Origin of the sequence: Streptomyces arenae (assembly GCF_022343545.1) — a bacterium.
Classification (GTDB): Bacteria; Actinomycetota; Actinomycetes; order Streptomycetales; family Streptomycetaceae; genus Streptomyces; species Streptomyces humi.
Map to the genome: position 1 here is coordinate 1 of NZ_JAKQYH010000011.1, position 15,192 is coordinate 15,192.

A 15,192-nucleotide genomic window follows, 5' to 3' on the forward strand; every position below is an offset into this window, starting at 1 on the left:
TCACCTGGCGCACCACCAAAGAGGAACTCACCGAGTACGCCACCGAACTGGCGACCGAGAGCGCCGCCTACATGCGGCCCAACTTCTTCGCCAACACCCCCGACATCCTGCACGCCTACCTCCAGCACGGCCACCGCCCCGCCTTCGAGGTCCGCGCCGTGCTCGCCGCCACCCTCTCCCCCACCTGGGGCATCTACAGCGGCTACGAACTCTGCGAGAACACCCCCCTCAAAGAGGGCAGCGAGGAATACCTCGACTCCGAGAAGTACCAGCTCAAACCCCGCGACTGGGACCGCGCCGACACCGACGGCATCGCCCCCCTCATCACCCGCCTCAACACCGCCCGGCGCGCCCACCCCGCGCTTCGGCAACTGCGCAACCTGCACTTCCACCACACGGACAACGACTCCGTCCTCGCGTACAGCAAGCGGACCGGAACGGACACGGTTCTGGTGGTCGTCAACCTCGACCCCCACCACACCCAGGAGGCCACGGTCTCGTTGGACATGCCGCGACTCGGCCTCGACTGGCACGCGGCCCTGTCCGTGCGGGACGAACTCACGGACGAGACCTACGCGTGGGGCAGCACCAACTACGTACGCCTCACACCCGGCCGGACACCGGCGCACGTGTTCCAGGTGGCGCGGCCGGCACCAGTGAACGGAGGGCCCAGCGCGTCATGACTGTCAACCAACCCGTCCCGGACACCTTCGAGGACACTCCCGCCAAGGACCGGGACCCGGACTGGTTCAAACGCGCGGTCTTCTACGAGGTCCTGGTGCGCTCCTTCCAGGACAGCGACGGCGACGGCATCGGCGACCTCAAGGGCCTGACCGCCAAGCTCGACTACCTCCAGTGGCTCGGCGTCGACTGCCTCTGGCTGCCGCCGTTCTTCAAGTCCCCGCTGCGGGACGGCGGTTACGACGTCGCCGACTACACCGCCGTCCTCCCGGAGTTCGGCGACCTGGCGGACTTCGTGGAGTTCGTCGACGCCGCCCACCACCGCGGTATGCGCGTCATCATCGACTTCGTCGTCAACCACACCAGCGACCAGCACCCCTGGTTCCAGGAGTCCCGCAAGAACCCCGAGGGGCCCTACGGCGACTACTACATGTGGGCGGACGACGACAAGCAGTACCAGGACGCGCGGATCATCTTCGTCGACACCGAGGTCTCCAACTGGACCTTCGACCCCGTGCGCGGCCAGTACTACTTCCACCGCTTCTTCTCCCACCAGCCGGACCTCAACTACGAGAACCCGGCCGTGCAGGAGGAGGTCCTGGCGGCCCTCCGCTTCTGGCTGGACCTGGGCATCGACGGCTTCCGGCTGGACGCCGTGCCGTACCTGTACGCGGAGGAAGGCACCAACTGCGAGAACCTGCCGCCCACCCACGAGTTCCTGAGGCGGGTCCGCCGCGAGATCGACGCGATGTATCCGGACACCGTGCTGCTCGCGGAGGCGAACCAGTGGCCCGAGGACGTCGTCGACTACTTCGGGAACTACGAGAAGGGCGGGGACGAGTGCCACATGGCGTTCCACTTCCCCGTGATGCCACGGATCTTCATGGCCGTGCGCCGCGAGTCCCGCTACCCCGTCTCCGAGATCCTCGCCAAGACGCCCGCCATCCCCTCCAACTGCCAGTGGGGCATCTTCCTGCGCAACCACGACGAGCTGACCCTGGAGATGGTCACCGACGAGGAACGCGACTACATGTGGGCCGAGTACGCGAAGGACCCACGGATGCGCGCCAACATCGGCATCCGCCGCCGCCTCGCCCCCCTCCTCGACAACGACCGCAACCAGATCGAGCTCTTCACCGCCCTGCTGCTCTCCCTGCCCGGCTCGCCGATCCTCTACTACGGCGACGAGATCGGCATGGGCGACAACATCTGGCTCGGCGACCGCGACGCCGTCCGCACCCCCATGCAGTGGACCCCCGACCGCAACGCCGGCTTCTCGAACTGCGATCCGGGGCGGCTGTACCTGCCCACGATCATGGACCCGGTCTACGGCTACCAGGTCACCAACGTCGAGGCCTCCATGTCCTCGCCGTCGTCCCTGCTGCACTGGACCCGCCGCATGATCGAGATCCGCAAGCAGAACCCCGCCTTCGGACTGGGCACCTACACCGAACTCCAGTCGTCCAACCCGGCCGTGATCGCGTTCCTGCGGGAGTACGAGGACGACCTGGTCCTCTGTGTCCACAACTTCTCCCGGTTCGCCCAGCCCACCGAACTCGACCTGCGGGCCTACGACGGCCGGCACCCGGTGGAGCTGATCGGCGGGGTGCGGTTCCCTGCCATCGGCGAGCTGCCGTACCTGCTCACCCTCGCGGGGCACGGCTTCTACTGGTTCCGGCTCTCCCGAGTCGCCTCCCGCACCGGCCTTCGGCGCTGAGCGTGCGGAGCCGAGGAAAGGACGCGTCACCATGACGAAGACCGTCGACCTGCCCCGGAGCGCGGCGGTGGGCCTCGACCTCGACCGGCCGCTGGCCTCACTGGGTGCGCTGTTGCGCGACTGGCTGCCCCGGCAGCGCTGGTTCGCGGGCAAGGACAGGCCCGTCACGGAGCTGTCCGTGCAGTCCGTGACCGAGCTCTTCCCCGGCTGCCTGCATCTGCTCGTCCACGCCGACCACTCGGCCGGCGGAGATCCCTCCCCGTCGGGTGACTGCTACCAGCTGCTGCTCGGGGTGCGCGAACACCGCGCACCCGAACTGGAGCGGGCGTACATCGGCCGGGCCGAGGAGGGCCCGCTGGCCGGGCTCGCGATCTACGACGCCCTGCACGACCCGCGCGCCGCCGAACTGCTGCTGGAACGGCTGCGGATCCCCGGTACGGCGGGACCGTTGCGTTTCGAGGCCGCGCCGGACGCCCGGATACCCGGGAAACTCGCACCCCGGCTGCTGACCGCGGAGCAGTCCAACTCGTCTCTCGTGTACGGCGATTCCTACATCCTGAAGGTGTTCCGGCGGATCCAGCCCGGCATCAACCCGGACCTGGAGGTGCCCGGCGCACTGGCCGCGCAGGGCTGTGCGCGGGTGCCCGCGCCGGTGGCCTGGTTCCGCACCACCGAGCCGCGGCCGGCGACCCTCGGCGTGCTCCAGCCGTTCCTGCCCGACGCGGCCGACGGCTGGACCCTGTCCCTGCGGGCCCTCGCGGCGGGGGACGACTTCGCCACCGAGGCACACGAGCTGGGGCGGGCGACCGCCGACGTGCATCTCGCGCTGGCCCGTGCCTTTCCCGCCGCGGGCCGCGACGACCACGGCCGTACGGCCCAGGCGATGACCGCGCGGCTGGAGGCGGCGGCCCACGCGGTGCCGGTGCTGCGGCCGTTCGTGCCCGGGCTGCGGGGCGCCTTCGACGCGCTCGCCGGCTGCGCCGGGGGGCCACCCGCCCAGCGGATCCACGGCGATCTCCATCTGGGGCAGGTGCTGCGGGCGGACCGCGAGTGGTTCGTCATCGACTTCGAGGGTGAGCCGTCCCGGCCGCTCGCCGAACGGCGGGGCATCCAGTCGCCGGTACGGGACGTGGCCGGCATGCTGCGGTCCTTCGACTACGCGGCCCGGCAGCGCCGCCCCTGGCGCCCGGAATGGGCCAGTCACTGCCGGGAGGCCTACTGCGCGGGCTACGCTGCCCGGGCCGGCTGGGACCCCCGTGAGAAGCACGCGTTGCTGCGCGCCCACGAGACGGACCGCGCGGTGTACGAGGTGGTGTACGAGGCCAGGCACCGGCCGGCCTGGCTCCCGGTTCCGATGGCCGCGATCGAGCGGCTCGCCCGCTGGGGAGGCTGACTTCATGGCACTGCGTGACTCTTCGCTCCCCGAGCCCTCGGGGCCCTCCCGTCCCACGGCGCCGCCGCTGGACGCGGCCGACCGCGGACGGCTGCTGGCGGGCGCCCACCACGATCCGCACGCGCTGCTCGGCGCCCACCCGGTGGACGGCGGCACCCTCTTCCGTGCGCTGCGACCGCAGGCCCGCGCGGTCAGCGTGCTCGTCGACGGAGTGCGCACTCCCCTGGCGCCGGAGGACGACGGGCTGTTCGCCGCCGTGCTGCCGTACGCCGAGGTCCCGTCGTACACCCTGCTCGTCGAGTACGAGGACGGCGAGCACGAGGTGCACGACCCGTACCGTTTCCTGCCGGCGCTCGGTGAGCTGGATCTGCATCTGATCCGGGAGGGGCGGCACGAACAGCTGTGGAAGGCGCTCGGCGCCGAGCCGATGACCCATGACGGGGTGACCGGCACCCGGTTCACGGTCTGGGCGCCCAACGCCCAGGGCGTGCGGGTGGCCGGGGACTTCACCTGCTGGGACGGCACGCAGTTCCCGATGCGCTCGCTGGGCGCGGCCGGGGTGTGGGAGCTGTTCCTGCCGGGCGTGGGCGAGGGTGCCCGGTACAAGTTCGAGATCACGTCCCGCCACGGCGGCCGGTTCCTCAAGGCCGACCCGATGGCCCGGCGGACGGAGGTGCCGCCCGCGACCGCCTCGATCGTGACGGTCTCCCGGTACGAGTGGGGCGACGCGCAGTGGATGGCGCGGCGCGGTGACACGCCCGTGCACGAGGCGCCGTTCTCGGTGTACGAGATCCATCTCCCGTCCTGGCGGCAGGGACTGACGTACCGGCAGCTCGCCGAGGAGCTGCCCGCGTACGTCACCGACCTGGGGTTCACGCACGTCGAGTTCATGCCGGTCGCCGAGCACCCCTTCGGCGGTTCCTGGGGCTACCAGGTCACCGGCTTCTACGCGCCGACCTCCCGGCTCGGCACACCCGACGACTTCAGGTACCTGGTCGACGCGCTGCACCGGGCCGGTATCGGCGTGATCATGGACTGGGTGCCGGCCCACTTCCCCAAGGACGACTGGGCGCTGGCCCGCTTCGACGGGGACCCACTGTACGAACCCGGCGACGAGCGGCGGGCCGAGCATCCGGACTGGGGGACCTACGAGTTCGACCTGGGCCGGGTGGAGGTGCGCAACTTCCTCGTCGCCAACGCGGTGTACTGGTGCGAGGAGTTCCACATCGACGGGCTGCGGGTGGACGCGGTCGCCTCGATGCTCTACCTCGACTACTCGCGGGACTCCGGGCAGTGGACGCCGAACGTGTTCGGCGGGCGCGAGGACCTGGACGCGGTGGCGTTCCTCCAGGAGATGAACGCGACCGTGTACCGGCGGGCCCCGGGCGTGGTGACCATCGCCGAGGAGTCCACCGCGTGGGACGGGGTGACCCGCCCGACGGACAGCGGCGGCCTGGGCTTCGGGCTGAAGTGGAACATGGGGTGGATGCACGACTCGCTGGAGTACATCCGGCACGAGCCCGTCCACCGCAAGTACCACCACAACGAGCTGACCTTCTCGATGGTGTACGCGTACAGCGAGACCTACGTGCTGCCCATCTCCCACGACGAAGTGGTCCACGGCAAGCAGTCCCTGGTGTCGAAGATGCCCGGCGACTGGTGGCAGCAACGCGCCAATCACCGGGCCTATCTGGGCTTCATGTGGGCCCATCCCGGCAAACAACTGCTCTTCATGGGGCAGGAGTTCGCCCAGGGCGGTGAGTGGTCGGAGGCCGAGGGGCCGCACTGGTGGCTGCTTGACCCCGGGTACGGCGCCGAGGCGGATCACCGGGGCGTCCGGGATCTGGTCCGCGATCTCAACTCCGTGTACCGCACCCGGCCCGCCCTGTGGCAGCGCGACACCGATCCCGCGGGTTTCCAGTGGGTCCTGGGGGACGCGGCCGAGGACAACGTCTTCGCGTTCCTGAGGTTCGACGCCGAGGCCCGGCCGCTGCTGGCGGTCTCCAACCTCTCCCCCGTGGTCCGTCCCGGCTACCGTCTGGGCGTGCCCAAGGGGGCCCCGGTCTGGCGGGAGATCCTCAACACGGACAGCGCGCGCTACGGCGGCGGGGACGTCGTCAGCCGGGGCCCGCTGCTCGCCGACGACGGCGCTCTGCGGCTGACGCTGCCGCCGCTCGGCACGGTGTGGCTGGAGCCTGTCGCCCCGTAGGCCGCCGACGGCGTCCGTACGTGTTTCCTCGGCCGGGGCCGGGCAGTTCGGGTGAAAGACCCCGCCGCGCCCGGTCGCGGCCCGGCCGGAGGGCGGTTCCCAGTGCTGCGTACCGTCGGAGTGGAGGAAGAACTCCTGCTGGTCCACCCGGACAGCGGGGAGCCGATGCCCCAGGCGGCCGCTGTCCTGGACCGCGCCGCCCAGGACGATCCGGGGCAGCTGGTGTTCCAGAAGGAACTGTTCGGGCAGATGCTGGAGTTCGCCACCAGTCCGCACCACCGGATGGCGGACCTCGGCGCCGAGATCGCCCGCTGCCGCAAGGAGGCGGCCCGGCTCGCCGGGGAGATCGGCTGTGCGGTTGCCGCGCTCGCCACCTGCCCGGTGCCGGTGGCCCCCGAGCTCACCCGGCACGACCGCTACCACTGGATGGCGGGCCGGTTCGGGACCGCCACCATGGACTGGTTCGTCTGCGGCTGCCATGTGCACGTGTCGGTCGAGTCCGACGAGGAGGGCGTCGCCGTCCTCGACCGGCTGCGGCCGTGGCTTCCGGTGCTGCGCGCGATCAGTGCCAACTCGCCGTTCTGGCAGGGCCGCGACTCCGGTTACGCGAGCTTCCGCAGCCGGCTGTGGGCGCGCGGCCCGTCGGCGGGGCCGACCGAGCTGTTCGGCTCGCCGCGGGGGTACCGGCGGCGGGTCGCGGACATGGTGGCCAGCGGGGTCATCCTGGACCCCGGGATGGTGTACTTCGACGCGCGCCTGTCCGAGCAGTACCCGACCGTGGAGATCCGGGTGGCCGACGTGTGCCTGCGCGCCGACACCACCGTCCTGGTCGCCACGCTGACCCGGGCCCTGGTGGAGACGGCCGCACGGGACTGGCGGGCCGGCCGGCCGCCGCTCGACCCCAGTGTGAGCATGCTCAGGATGGCCTCCTGGCAGGCCGCCCGCACCGGTCTGGAACAGGACCTGCTGCATCCCGTGACCATGCGGCCGCGGCCGGCCGGCGAGGTGGTGCGGGCGCTGCTCGCGCACACCGCGGAGGCGCTGGCCGACAGCGGTGACACCAGCGGGGTGGAGGAGGGGCTCGCACAACTGCTGCACAGGGGCACCGGTGCCCGCGAGCAGCGGGCGTTCCTGGAGCGCACCGGGAGCCTCAGGGACGTCGTCGTCGAGTGCGTGCGCCGCACCCAGGGCTGAACTCAGGTCATCGGGCGGACACGAGTTGACCGTTCCGGACACGGGCCGCCCTCCCCTGGGCTACATTCGACCCGCGTCGACAACAGTACCGATCGGGAGGGTCACCCTCCGTACAACCAGGAGCAGCGCATGCGCGACTACGCCCTCGCTCCGACGACCGCTTCGACCCTGACCGGCGGGCTCGCCGACAGCATCTTCGAGACGGCGGACCGGAACCCCACCCTGCCGGTGCTGGCGCGCCGGCCCGAGAACCTGGCCGCGGGCTGGGAGGAGGTCAGCGCGGTCGAACTCCGCGACGAAGTGGTCGACCTGGCCAAGGGGCTGATCGCGTCGGGGGTCTCGCCCGGACAGCGCGTGGCCATGATGGCGCGGACGCGCTACGAGTGGACGGTGCTGTGCCTCGCGCTGTGGACGGTGGGCGCGGAGGTCGTCCCGATCCATCCGACGTCCTCCCGGGACCAGGTCGAGTGGATCCTGCGGGACGCCGGCTGTGTGGCCGTGGTGGTCGAGGACGAACAGGCGGTCATGACCGTCGGCACGGTGTGCGAGGGACTGCCCCGGCTCAAGCACGTGTGGCAGCTGGACTCCGGGGCGCTGCCCGAGCTCGTGCAGAGGGGCACGTACGTCCCGCTGACCACCGTGGAGTCGCTGCGCCGGATCGTGATGCCGGACTCCACGGCCGCCATCACCTACACCTCCGGCACCTCGGGCCGCCCGCTCGGCTGCGCGCTGAGCCACAACGGTCTGGCGTACCCGTGCGACACGCTGCTGGCCGGCTGGGGACACACCGCCGCGCGCCCCGGCGAACAGGCCTCCGTGCTGGCCTATCTGCCCTTCTCGCATGTGTACGGGCTGATGGTCATGGTGATGTGTCTGCGCGGCGGGATCCTGATGGGCCACGAGCCGGAGATGTCGGAGGCGGCGCTGGCCGCGGCGCTCGGGACCTTCCGGCCGACCTATCTGTACGCGGTGCCCTCGGTGCTGGAGAAGCTGTACAAGACGTTCCTGCGGACCGCCCAGCAGTCCGGCCGGGGCGCGCTCTTCGAGCGGGCCGTGGAGACCGCGCGGGACTTCGCCGCCGCCGAGGAGCGGCAGCGGCTGGGCACCGGCGCGGGCCCGGCCTTCGACCTGCGGCTTCAGCACGCCCTGTACGAGCGGACGGTGTACCGCAGGCTGCGGGGGGCGCTCGGCGGGCGGGTGCTGCGGGCCACCTCCGGCGGTTCCTCGCTCAGCCGTGAGATATCCCTGTTCTACGAGGGCATCGGCATCCCCGTGCACGACGGCTACGGGCTGACCGAGTCCAGCGGCGGGATCACCATGCAACCCCTGGGCCGGGAGAAGTCCGGCACGGTCGGTCAGGCGCTGCCGGGCACCCAGATCCAGGTCGCGGACGACGGCGAGATCCTGGTGCGCGGTCCTTCGGTCTTCCAGGGCTACGTGGGTGACGACTACGCGACGCGGGCCGCGCTGCGTGGCGGCTGGCTGGCCACCGGGGACATAGGGCGGCTCGACCCCGAGGGCTACCTGACCATCACCGGCCGCAAGAAGGACATCATCATCACCAGCAGCGGCAAGAGCGTGGCCCCGGCGCCGCTGGAGCAGCGGCTGCGGATGCACCCGCTGGTGCACCAGGCGGTGGTGGTGGGTGACGACCGGCCCTGTGTGGGCGCGCTGATCACCCTGGACCCGGACTTCCTCGCGCACTGGCGGGGCGCGCTGGCGGTGCCCGGCGACTCACCGGGGCGCGAGGCGCGGGAGGAGAACGCGCTGCGGGAGGAGATCGCCCGGGCCATCGCGTCCGCCAACAGCGTGGTGTCCCGCTCCGAGTCGATCCGGGTCTACCGGGTGCTCCAGGAACCGTTCGCCCCGGGCAACGGAATGCTGACGCCGTCGATGAAGCTGCGCCGGGACGCCATAGCGCACCACTACGCCGCCGAGATCGACGCCATGTACCAGGCCCGCTCGCGGGCGGTACGACGGCCGGGTTCCCAGGAGCCGGCGGAGTGGGAGGATTCCGACGACGTGTTCCGCTGACCGGATCACGCGTATCCGGCGCGTGCGCGGGCACTCGCCGCGAAGGAAGAGATCAGCACCCTGACTGCCATTCCCCCTTCCGGGGCCAGGAGAGACGAGATGCCGAGCGGGCCACGGCGCGACCACAGACCAGCCACGGAAGAGACCCTCGACCGAACGGTCTCCTTCGCCGGTGAGCTGCGCAGCGTGACGGACGCCCGGCTCGTCACGGACGGCTACCTCGCGGACCTCGCGCGTCTTGCCCCACCCACGTCACCGGAGTACTGGGACGACATCCTGCTGGCCGTGACGGAACTGGCCGCCAATGTCGTGCAGTACGCGCCCGGCCCCTTCGAGCTGCGGCTGCGCCGTACCTACGACGGCGTGCACGTCACCATGCACGACACCAGCCGGGTCCGGCCCGAGCCGCGGCCCTTCCATCCGCAGCGCGGCGGTGGCGGCGTCGGGTGGCATCTGCTGCACACCCTCTGCGACCAGGTCAGCGTGGTCGTCACCGACACCGGCAAGGACATCCACGTCTTCCTGCCCTGGTGACGGCGGACCTCACCCGGGCAGGTGGGCGACCACCCCGAACATCGTCACCGACATGTGCAGGCCGCCCCGTCCGGCGGCCTCGGTCAGGTCGGCGTACAGGGTGTCGCGCTGCTCCGCGGTGAGCGCGCCGGTGCGTACCGCGGCCTCGCCGAGCATGCGGATCAGCGGCCAGGCGACCGTGCGGTGGTCCTGGAGCAAGGCCTGGGAGCCGCGGTCGTCCACCACGAACCCGGCCGCGCTGAGCTGGCCGACCAGCCGTCGCCCGGAGTAGGGGTTGGCTCCGTTGAGCGCGGCGGACGTCAGCGCGCGCACGACCTCGGGCTCGCCGGGGTGCAGGAGGGTGGTGCCCCAGTCGGTGTCCAGCAGGGCCACCCGGCCGCCGGGGCGCAGCACCCGGGCCATCTCGGCGACCGCCAGGTCCGGGTCGGCGAGGTGCTGGAGCACCCGCTCGCACCAGACCAGGTCCATCGACCCGTCGGGCACCGGCAGGGCGAGCGCGTCGCCGTCGGTGAAGCGCACCCGGCTGCCCGCCGACCGTTCCTCGGCTACCGCGCGCAGCCCCTCGTTGGGCTCGACGCCGATCGCGACGCCGTCCGGGCCGACGGCGGCGGCCAGCGCCCTGGTCTGCGAGCCGGTGCCGGAGCCGACGTCGACCAGTCGCTCGCCGAGCCGTACCGCCAGCGCCTCCTCGGCCCAGGCGCGCAGCCGTCGTACGCCCGGATTGGCGTCCTGCGAGTCCAGGGCGCCCACCAGCGGGGCCACGCGGTCGGGGGCGATGTGCCGCTTCTGGAAGCCCGTGCCGGGCTGGGTCTGCGCCATGGCGGGCACTCTACTGGCGCTCGTGATCGCCGTGGGCCGGTCCCGGAACGGACGGAAGTCCGGCGCATATCTGTACGACAGCCGGTTACTCCAGTCGATCGAGGGGGCATGCTGGAGCCCACGCGTTCGTCTGCCTGCTCCGCCCGGCTGGCGGAACGGCGTCGGGCACGGTGGGATCGAAGTGGTGCGAAGCAAGCGTTCCGGGGCATCCGAAGGGCGTGAATCCGGGCCTCTGGAGCAGCGGAAAGGGATGGACACCGTGACACGACCCAGGATCCTGGTGGTGGGCGCCGGCTTCGCCGGAGTGGGGTGTGTACGCCGCCTGGAGCGGAAACTCGCCCCCGACGAGGCCGACATCACCCTGGTGACCCCGTTCTCCTACCAGCTCTATCTGCCTCTGCTCCCCCAGGTCGCCTCGGGTGTGCTGACGCCCCAGTCGATCGCCGTCTCGCTGCGCCGCAGCAAGAAGTACCGCACCAAGATCATCCCAGGTGGTGCGATCGGCGTGGACCTGAAGTCCAAGGTGTGCGTGGTGCGTACCATCACGGACAAGCTGGTCAACGAGCGCTACGACTACATCGTGCTGGCCCCGGGCAGCGTCACCCGCACCTTCGACATCCCCGGTCTGACCGACCACGCCTTCGGCATGAAGACCCTGGCGGAGGCCGCGTACATCCGCGACCACGTCATCTCGCAGCTGGACCTGGCCGACGCCAGCGACGACCCGGCCGAGCGGGCCGCCCGGCTCCAGTTCGTGGTGGTCGGCGGCGGCTACGCGGGCACCGAGACGGCGGCCTGCCTGCAGAAGCTCACCCATGCCGCGCTGCACCGCTATCCGAACCTCGACCCCAAGCTGATCAAGTGGCATCTGATCGACATCGCGCCGAAGCTGATGCCGGAGCTGGGCGACAAGCTGGGCCGCAGCGCCCAGGAGATCCTGGGCCGGCGCGGTATCGAGGTGTCCCTGGGGGTGTCGATCGCGAAGGCCGGCCCCGAGGAGGTCACCTTCACCGACGGACGGGTGGTGCCCACCCACACGCTGATCTGGACGGCCGGGGTGGTGGCCAGCCCGCTGATCGCCACGCTGGGCGCGGAGACCGTCCGGGGCCGGCTCGCGGTGGACGCCGAGATGACCCTGCCGGGCCACGACGGGGTGTTCGCGCTCGGCGACGCGGCGGCCGTGCCGGACAAGGCCAAGGGCGAGGCGGGCGCGGTCTGCCCGCCCACCGCGCAGCACGCGATGCGGCAGGGCAAGGTGGTCGCCGACAACGTCATCGCGACCCTGCGGGGGCAGGCGCTGCGCCCGTACGTCCACAAGGACCTGGGGCTGGTGGTGGACCTCGGCGGCACGGACGCGGTCTCCAAGCCGCTCGGCATCGAACTGCGCGGGCTGCCCGCGCAGGCGGTGGCCCGGGGCTACCACTGGTCGGCGCTGCGCACGAACGTGGCCAAGACGCGGGTGGCGACCAACTGGCTGCTCAACGCGCTGGGCGGCGACGATTTCGTCCGTACCGGCTTCCAGGCCCGCAAGCCCGCCCGGCTCAAGGACTTCGAGTACACGGACTCGTATCTGACCCCGGAGCAGGTGAGGGCGCGCGCCGAGGGTCCCGGCGACACGACGGCATGACACAGAGCGCGGCCCGGTGAGAGCGGCGGGGCGGACGGTACGGACGGAGGTGTGGGGCCGGCTGGCGGCGGCCGACCCCGGCCTGCTCCGGTTCACCGCCGGTCTGCGCACGGTCGTCTCCATCGGACTCACGCTCGCCGTCCTCACGGTCCTGCGGGCCGATGTGCCGCACCTGGTGGCCGGGGCCATCACGGCGATGGTGGCCACCTTCGCGATCCGTGAGAAGCAGCGTCCGCGGCAGGCCGTCACGCTCGCCCTCGGCCTGCCGGTGGCGCTGGCCTCGGTGTCGCTGGGCGCGCTGCTCGAACAGCGGGTCGTGCTCGGCGACCTGTTCTTCGTGGCGCTCATCTTCTGCGCGGTGTACGGCCGCCGCTTCGGTGACCGGGGGACCGCGCTGGGTCTGATCGGCTTCCAGATCTACTTCGTCTCGTTGTTCGTGCACGCGACCGTGGCCGCGCTGCCGGGTCTGTACCTCGCGATCACGGTCGCGTTCGGCTGCGCCGCGGTGGCGCGTTTCCTGCTCGTCCGGCAGACCCCGACGGGCATCCTGGACCGGCTGCGGCGCGCCTTCCGGGCCAGGTTCGCGCAACTGGTCTCCGCGCAGATCGAGTTGCTGGACGCCGGTCCGGACGAACTGGACAAGGCGGTCGAGGAGGTCCGGGTGCGGACCGCCCGGCTGCACGAGACGGCGCTGCTCATCCAGGGACGGCTCGCGGACGGCACCTCCGACGAGGGGGTGGCCCGGCTGGTGCAGCGCCGGATCGCGGACGCCGAGATCGCCGCCGAACGGCTGGGACTGCTGCTGCTCACCGCCCGCAGCGCCCGGCGGGCCGACACCCTCACCCTGCATCTGCCGGGCGCCGCTCTCCCGTCGGCCGCGCGGGAGCCGGTGCGGGACGAGTCCATGGAGCGGCTGCGGCTGGACCTGGAGGCGCTGCGGATGCTGGTGCTGCGCCCGGCGGGTCCGGAGTCCGGGACCGCCCTCGCCCAGCTGCGCAACCGCCTCCTCGGCTACCGCGAGGAGGACGATCTGCCGCCCGCCGCCCCCGCCGTCCAGGACGTCTTCCGGGGCATCGGCGAGACGGCACGGGCGGTGCTGGGGCTGCGGATCGCCATGGACGGGCCGCAGGACGAGTCCGACGACACCCCGGCGACCTCCCGGTCCCGTGAGGAACTGGACGCCGAGGACGCGGCCATCGAGGGCGCCGAGGAGAGCGAGCCGGAGCCCGAGGAGGCGACCGGGCTGCGCCGGCCGACCACGCGGGCGGCGGTGCAGGTGGCGGTCGGGTCGGCGCTGGCCATCGTGGGCGGCGAGTTCCTGTCCGCGCAGCGCTGGTACTGGGCGGTGCTGACCTGCTGGATCGTGTTCATCAACACCGCGTCCACCGGCGAGATCCTGGTCAAGGGGTACCGGCGGCTGCTGGGCACGGTCCTCGGCGTGGTGGCCGGCATCGTCCTGGCGGGACTGGTGGGGCACCACACCTGGACGGCGTTCGCGCTGGTGCTGCTGTTCGTCTTCGCGATGTTCTACTCGGCTCCGCTGTCGTACACCCTGATGTCGTTCTTCGTGACGGCGATGCTGGGCCTGCTGTACACGCTCCTGAACACCTACAGCCTGGACGTGCTGGTGCTGCGGGTGGAGGAGACGGCGCTGGGCGCGGTGTGCGGGGTGATCGCGGCCGCGGTGGTGCTGCCGGTGCACACCGGCCGCCGCACCGACGAGCTGCTGGCGACGACGCTGGACCGGCTGGCCGACGTGACCAGGGCCGCCGCCGACCAGCTGGGCGGGGCGCCGCCGGTGGACCTGGTGGAGAAGGCGCGGGAGCTGGACCAGGCGCTGGCCGACCTGCGGGCGGCCACCGAGCCGCTGACCCATCCGATCGCCCCGCTGCGCTCCCGCCGGGACACCGCCCGCTATGTGCTGGCGCTCCTGGAGACCTGCGCCTATCACGCGCGCTCGCTCGCGGCGACGGCGGAGCTGCTGCCCACGCATCCGGCGATCGCGGCGGATCCCCGGCTGCGCGGGGCCGGCCGGCGGATCGTGCACAACATCGAGGCGATCGCCGCCCGGGTGGCCGGCCGGCAGCCGGTCCCGCCCATCGAGACCGGTTCCAGCATCGCGGCGATGCTGGAACCGGGCACGTTGCGCGCGCCGCGCTACGGCCGGGTGACCGACCGGGTGCTGCGGCACCTGCAACGCCTGGACGAGGCCGTGGTGGGCCTCGCCCGGCCGCTGAAGGTGCCGGTGGCGCAGCGCACGCCCTGACGCGTCACCGGCGGCTCCGGCGCGGCTTCGTCAACCGGCGGCTCCGGCGCGGCTTCGTCAGGTGGTCCGGCCGAGTGCTTCGGCGCGGACGCGGGCGCAGCTGCGGCTGATGAGGCGGGAGACGTGCATCTGGGAGATGCCGAGCTGGTCGGCGATGCGGCTTTGCGTCATGTCCTCGAAGAAGCGCATGTAAAGGATGGCGCGTTCGCGTTCGGGCAGCCGGCGCAGGCCTTCCTTGGCGGCTTCCCGGTCGAGGACGACGTCGTAGGAGCCGTCGCTCTCGCCGAGGGTGTCGGCGAGGCTGTAGCCGTCCTCGCCGGCGGAGAGCTCGGCGTCCAGGGACAGGGTGCTGAAGCTCTCCAGCGCCTCCAGTCCCGCGGTGACCTCGTCCTCGGTCAGGCCGGTGTGGGCGGCCAGGTCGGCGACGCTGGGTTCGGGGGCGCCGGGGTTCTCGGTCAGGACGCGGCGGGCCACCCGGACGCGGTTGCGCAGTTCCTGGACGCGGCGGGGCACCCGCAGGGCCCACATGCGGTCCCGGAAGTGGCGCTTGACCTCGCCGGTGATGGTGGGCACGGCGTAGCTCTCGAAGGCGCCGCGGGAGGGGTCGTAGCGGTCGACGGCCTTGACCAGGCCGAGGGCGGCGACCTGGCGCAGGTCCTCGACGGCTTCGCCGCGGTCGCGGAAGCGGCCGGCGATGCGGTGGGCCATGGGCAGCCAG

11 protein-coding genes are annotated in these 15,192 nt (G+C 71.9%); 9 read left to right on the plus strand and 2 right to left on the minus strand.

The window, feature by feature from the left end; genetic code table 11:
* From MB828_RS06130 to MB828_RS06160, 7 genes are all read left to right on the plus strand, one after another.
* The coding region (locus MB828_RS06130) for an alpha-glucosidase C-terminal domain-containing protein (RefSeq protein WP_301647272.1) at positions 1-683 on the plus strand (683 nt) is incomplete at its 5' end.
* Positions 680-2,398, plus strand: a complete 1,719-nt coding sequence (treS, locus tag MB828_RS06135) for a maltose alpha-D-glucosyltransferase (protein ID WP_301647273.1) — start codon at positions 680-682, stop codon at positions 2,396-2,398. The genes MB828_RS06130 and treS, both read left to right, overlap by 4 nt.
* 31 nt (positions 2,399-2,429) lie before the next feature.
* On the plus strand, positions 2,430-3,791 hold the full coding sequence (locus MB828_RS06140; protein WP_301647274.1) for a maltokinase N-terminal cap-like domain-containing protein: 1,362 nt from the start codon (positions 2,430-2,432) through the stop codon (positions 3,789-3,791).
* A 4-nt stretch (positions 3,792-3,795) separates the two neighbouring features.
* Complete coding sequence (glgB, locus tag MB828_RS06145) at positions 3,796-6,000, plus strand: 1,4-alpha-glucan branching enzyme (RefSeq protein ID WP_301647275.1); 2,205 nt, start codon at positions 3,796-3,798, stop codon at positions 5,998-6,000.
* A gap of 105 nt (positions 6,001-6,105) precedes the next feature.
* Entirely contained in the window at positions 6,106-7,194 is a 1,089-nt protein-coding gene (locus tag MB828_RS06150) for a glutamate--cysteine ligase 2 (protein ID WP_301647279.1), read from the plus strand.
* A gap of 129 nt (positions 7,195-7,323) precedes the next feature.
* Positions 7,324-9,228, plus strand: a complete 1,905-nt coding sequence (locus MB828_RS06155; RefSeq protein ID WP_301647276.1) for an AMP-dependent synthetase/ligase — start codon at positions 7,324-7,326, stop codon at positions 9,226-9,228.
* Between the two features lie 99 nt (positions 9,229-9,327).
* A complete protein-coding gene (locus MB828_RS06160) occupies positions 9,328-9,762 on the plus strand; it encodes an ATP-binding protein (protein ID WP_133028998.1) in 435 nt (144 codons plus the stop codon).
* A 9-nt stretch (positions 9,763-9,771) separates the two neighbouring features.
* Here MB828_RS06160 and MB828_RS06165 read toward each other — a convergent pair whose 3' ends face one another.
* Positions 9,772-10,581 carry a methyltransferase domain-containing protein gene (locus MB828_RS06165; RefSeq protein WP_301647277.1) on the minus strand — a complete coding sequence of 270 codons (810 nt, stop codon included), beginning with the start codon at positions 10,579-10,581 and terminating at the stop codon, positions 9,772-9,774.
* A gap of 250 nt (positions 10,582-10,831) precedes the next feature.
* Here MB828_RS06165 and MB828_RS06170 point away from each other — a divergent pair, with 250 nt between their 5' ends.
* On the plus strand, positions 10,832-12,208 hold the full coding sequence (locus tag MB828_RS06170) for an NAD(P)/FAD-dependent oxidoreductase (protein ID WP_133028996.1): 1,377 nt from the start codon (positions 10,832-10,834) through the stop codon (positions 12,206-12,208).
* Between the two features lie 16 nt (positions 12,209-12,224).
* Positions 12,225-14,474 (plus strand): FUSC family protein, encoded by a 2,250-nt coding sequence (locus MB828_RS06175; RefSeq protein ID WP_430381339.1) that lies wholly within the window; start codon positions 12,225-12,227, stop codon positions 14,472-14,474.
* Positions 14,475-14,531: 57 nt separating this feature from the next.
* On the opposite strand, the gene MB828_RS06180 is transcribed toward MB828_RS06175, so the two are convergent.
* A partial coding sequence (locus MB828_RS06180) for a SigB/SigF/SigG family RNA polymerase sigma factor (protein WP_301647278.1) occupies positions 14,532-15,192 on the minus strand: 661 nt, incomplete at its 5' end.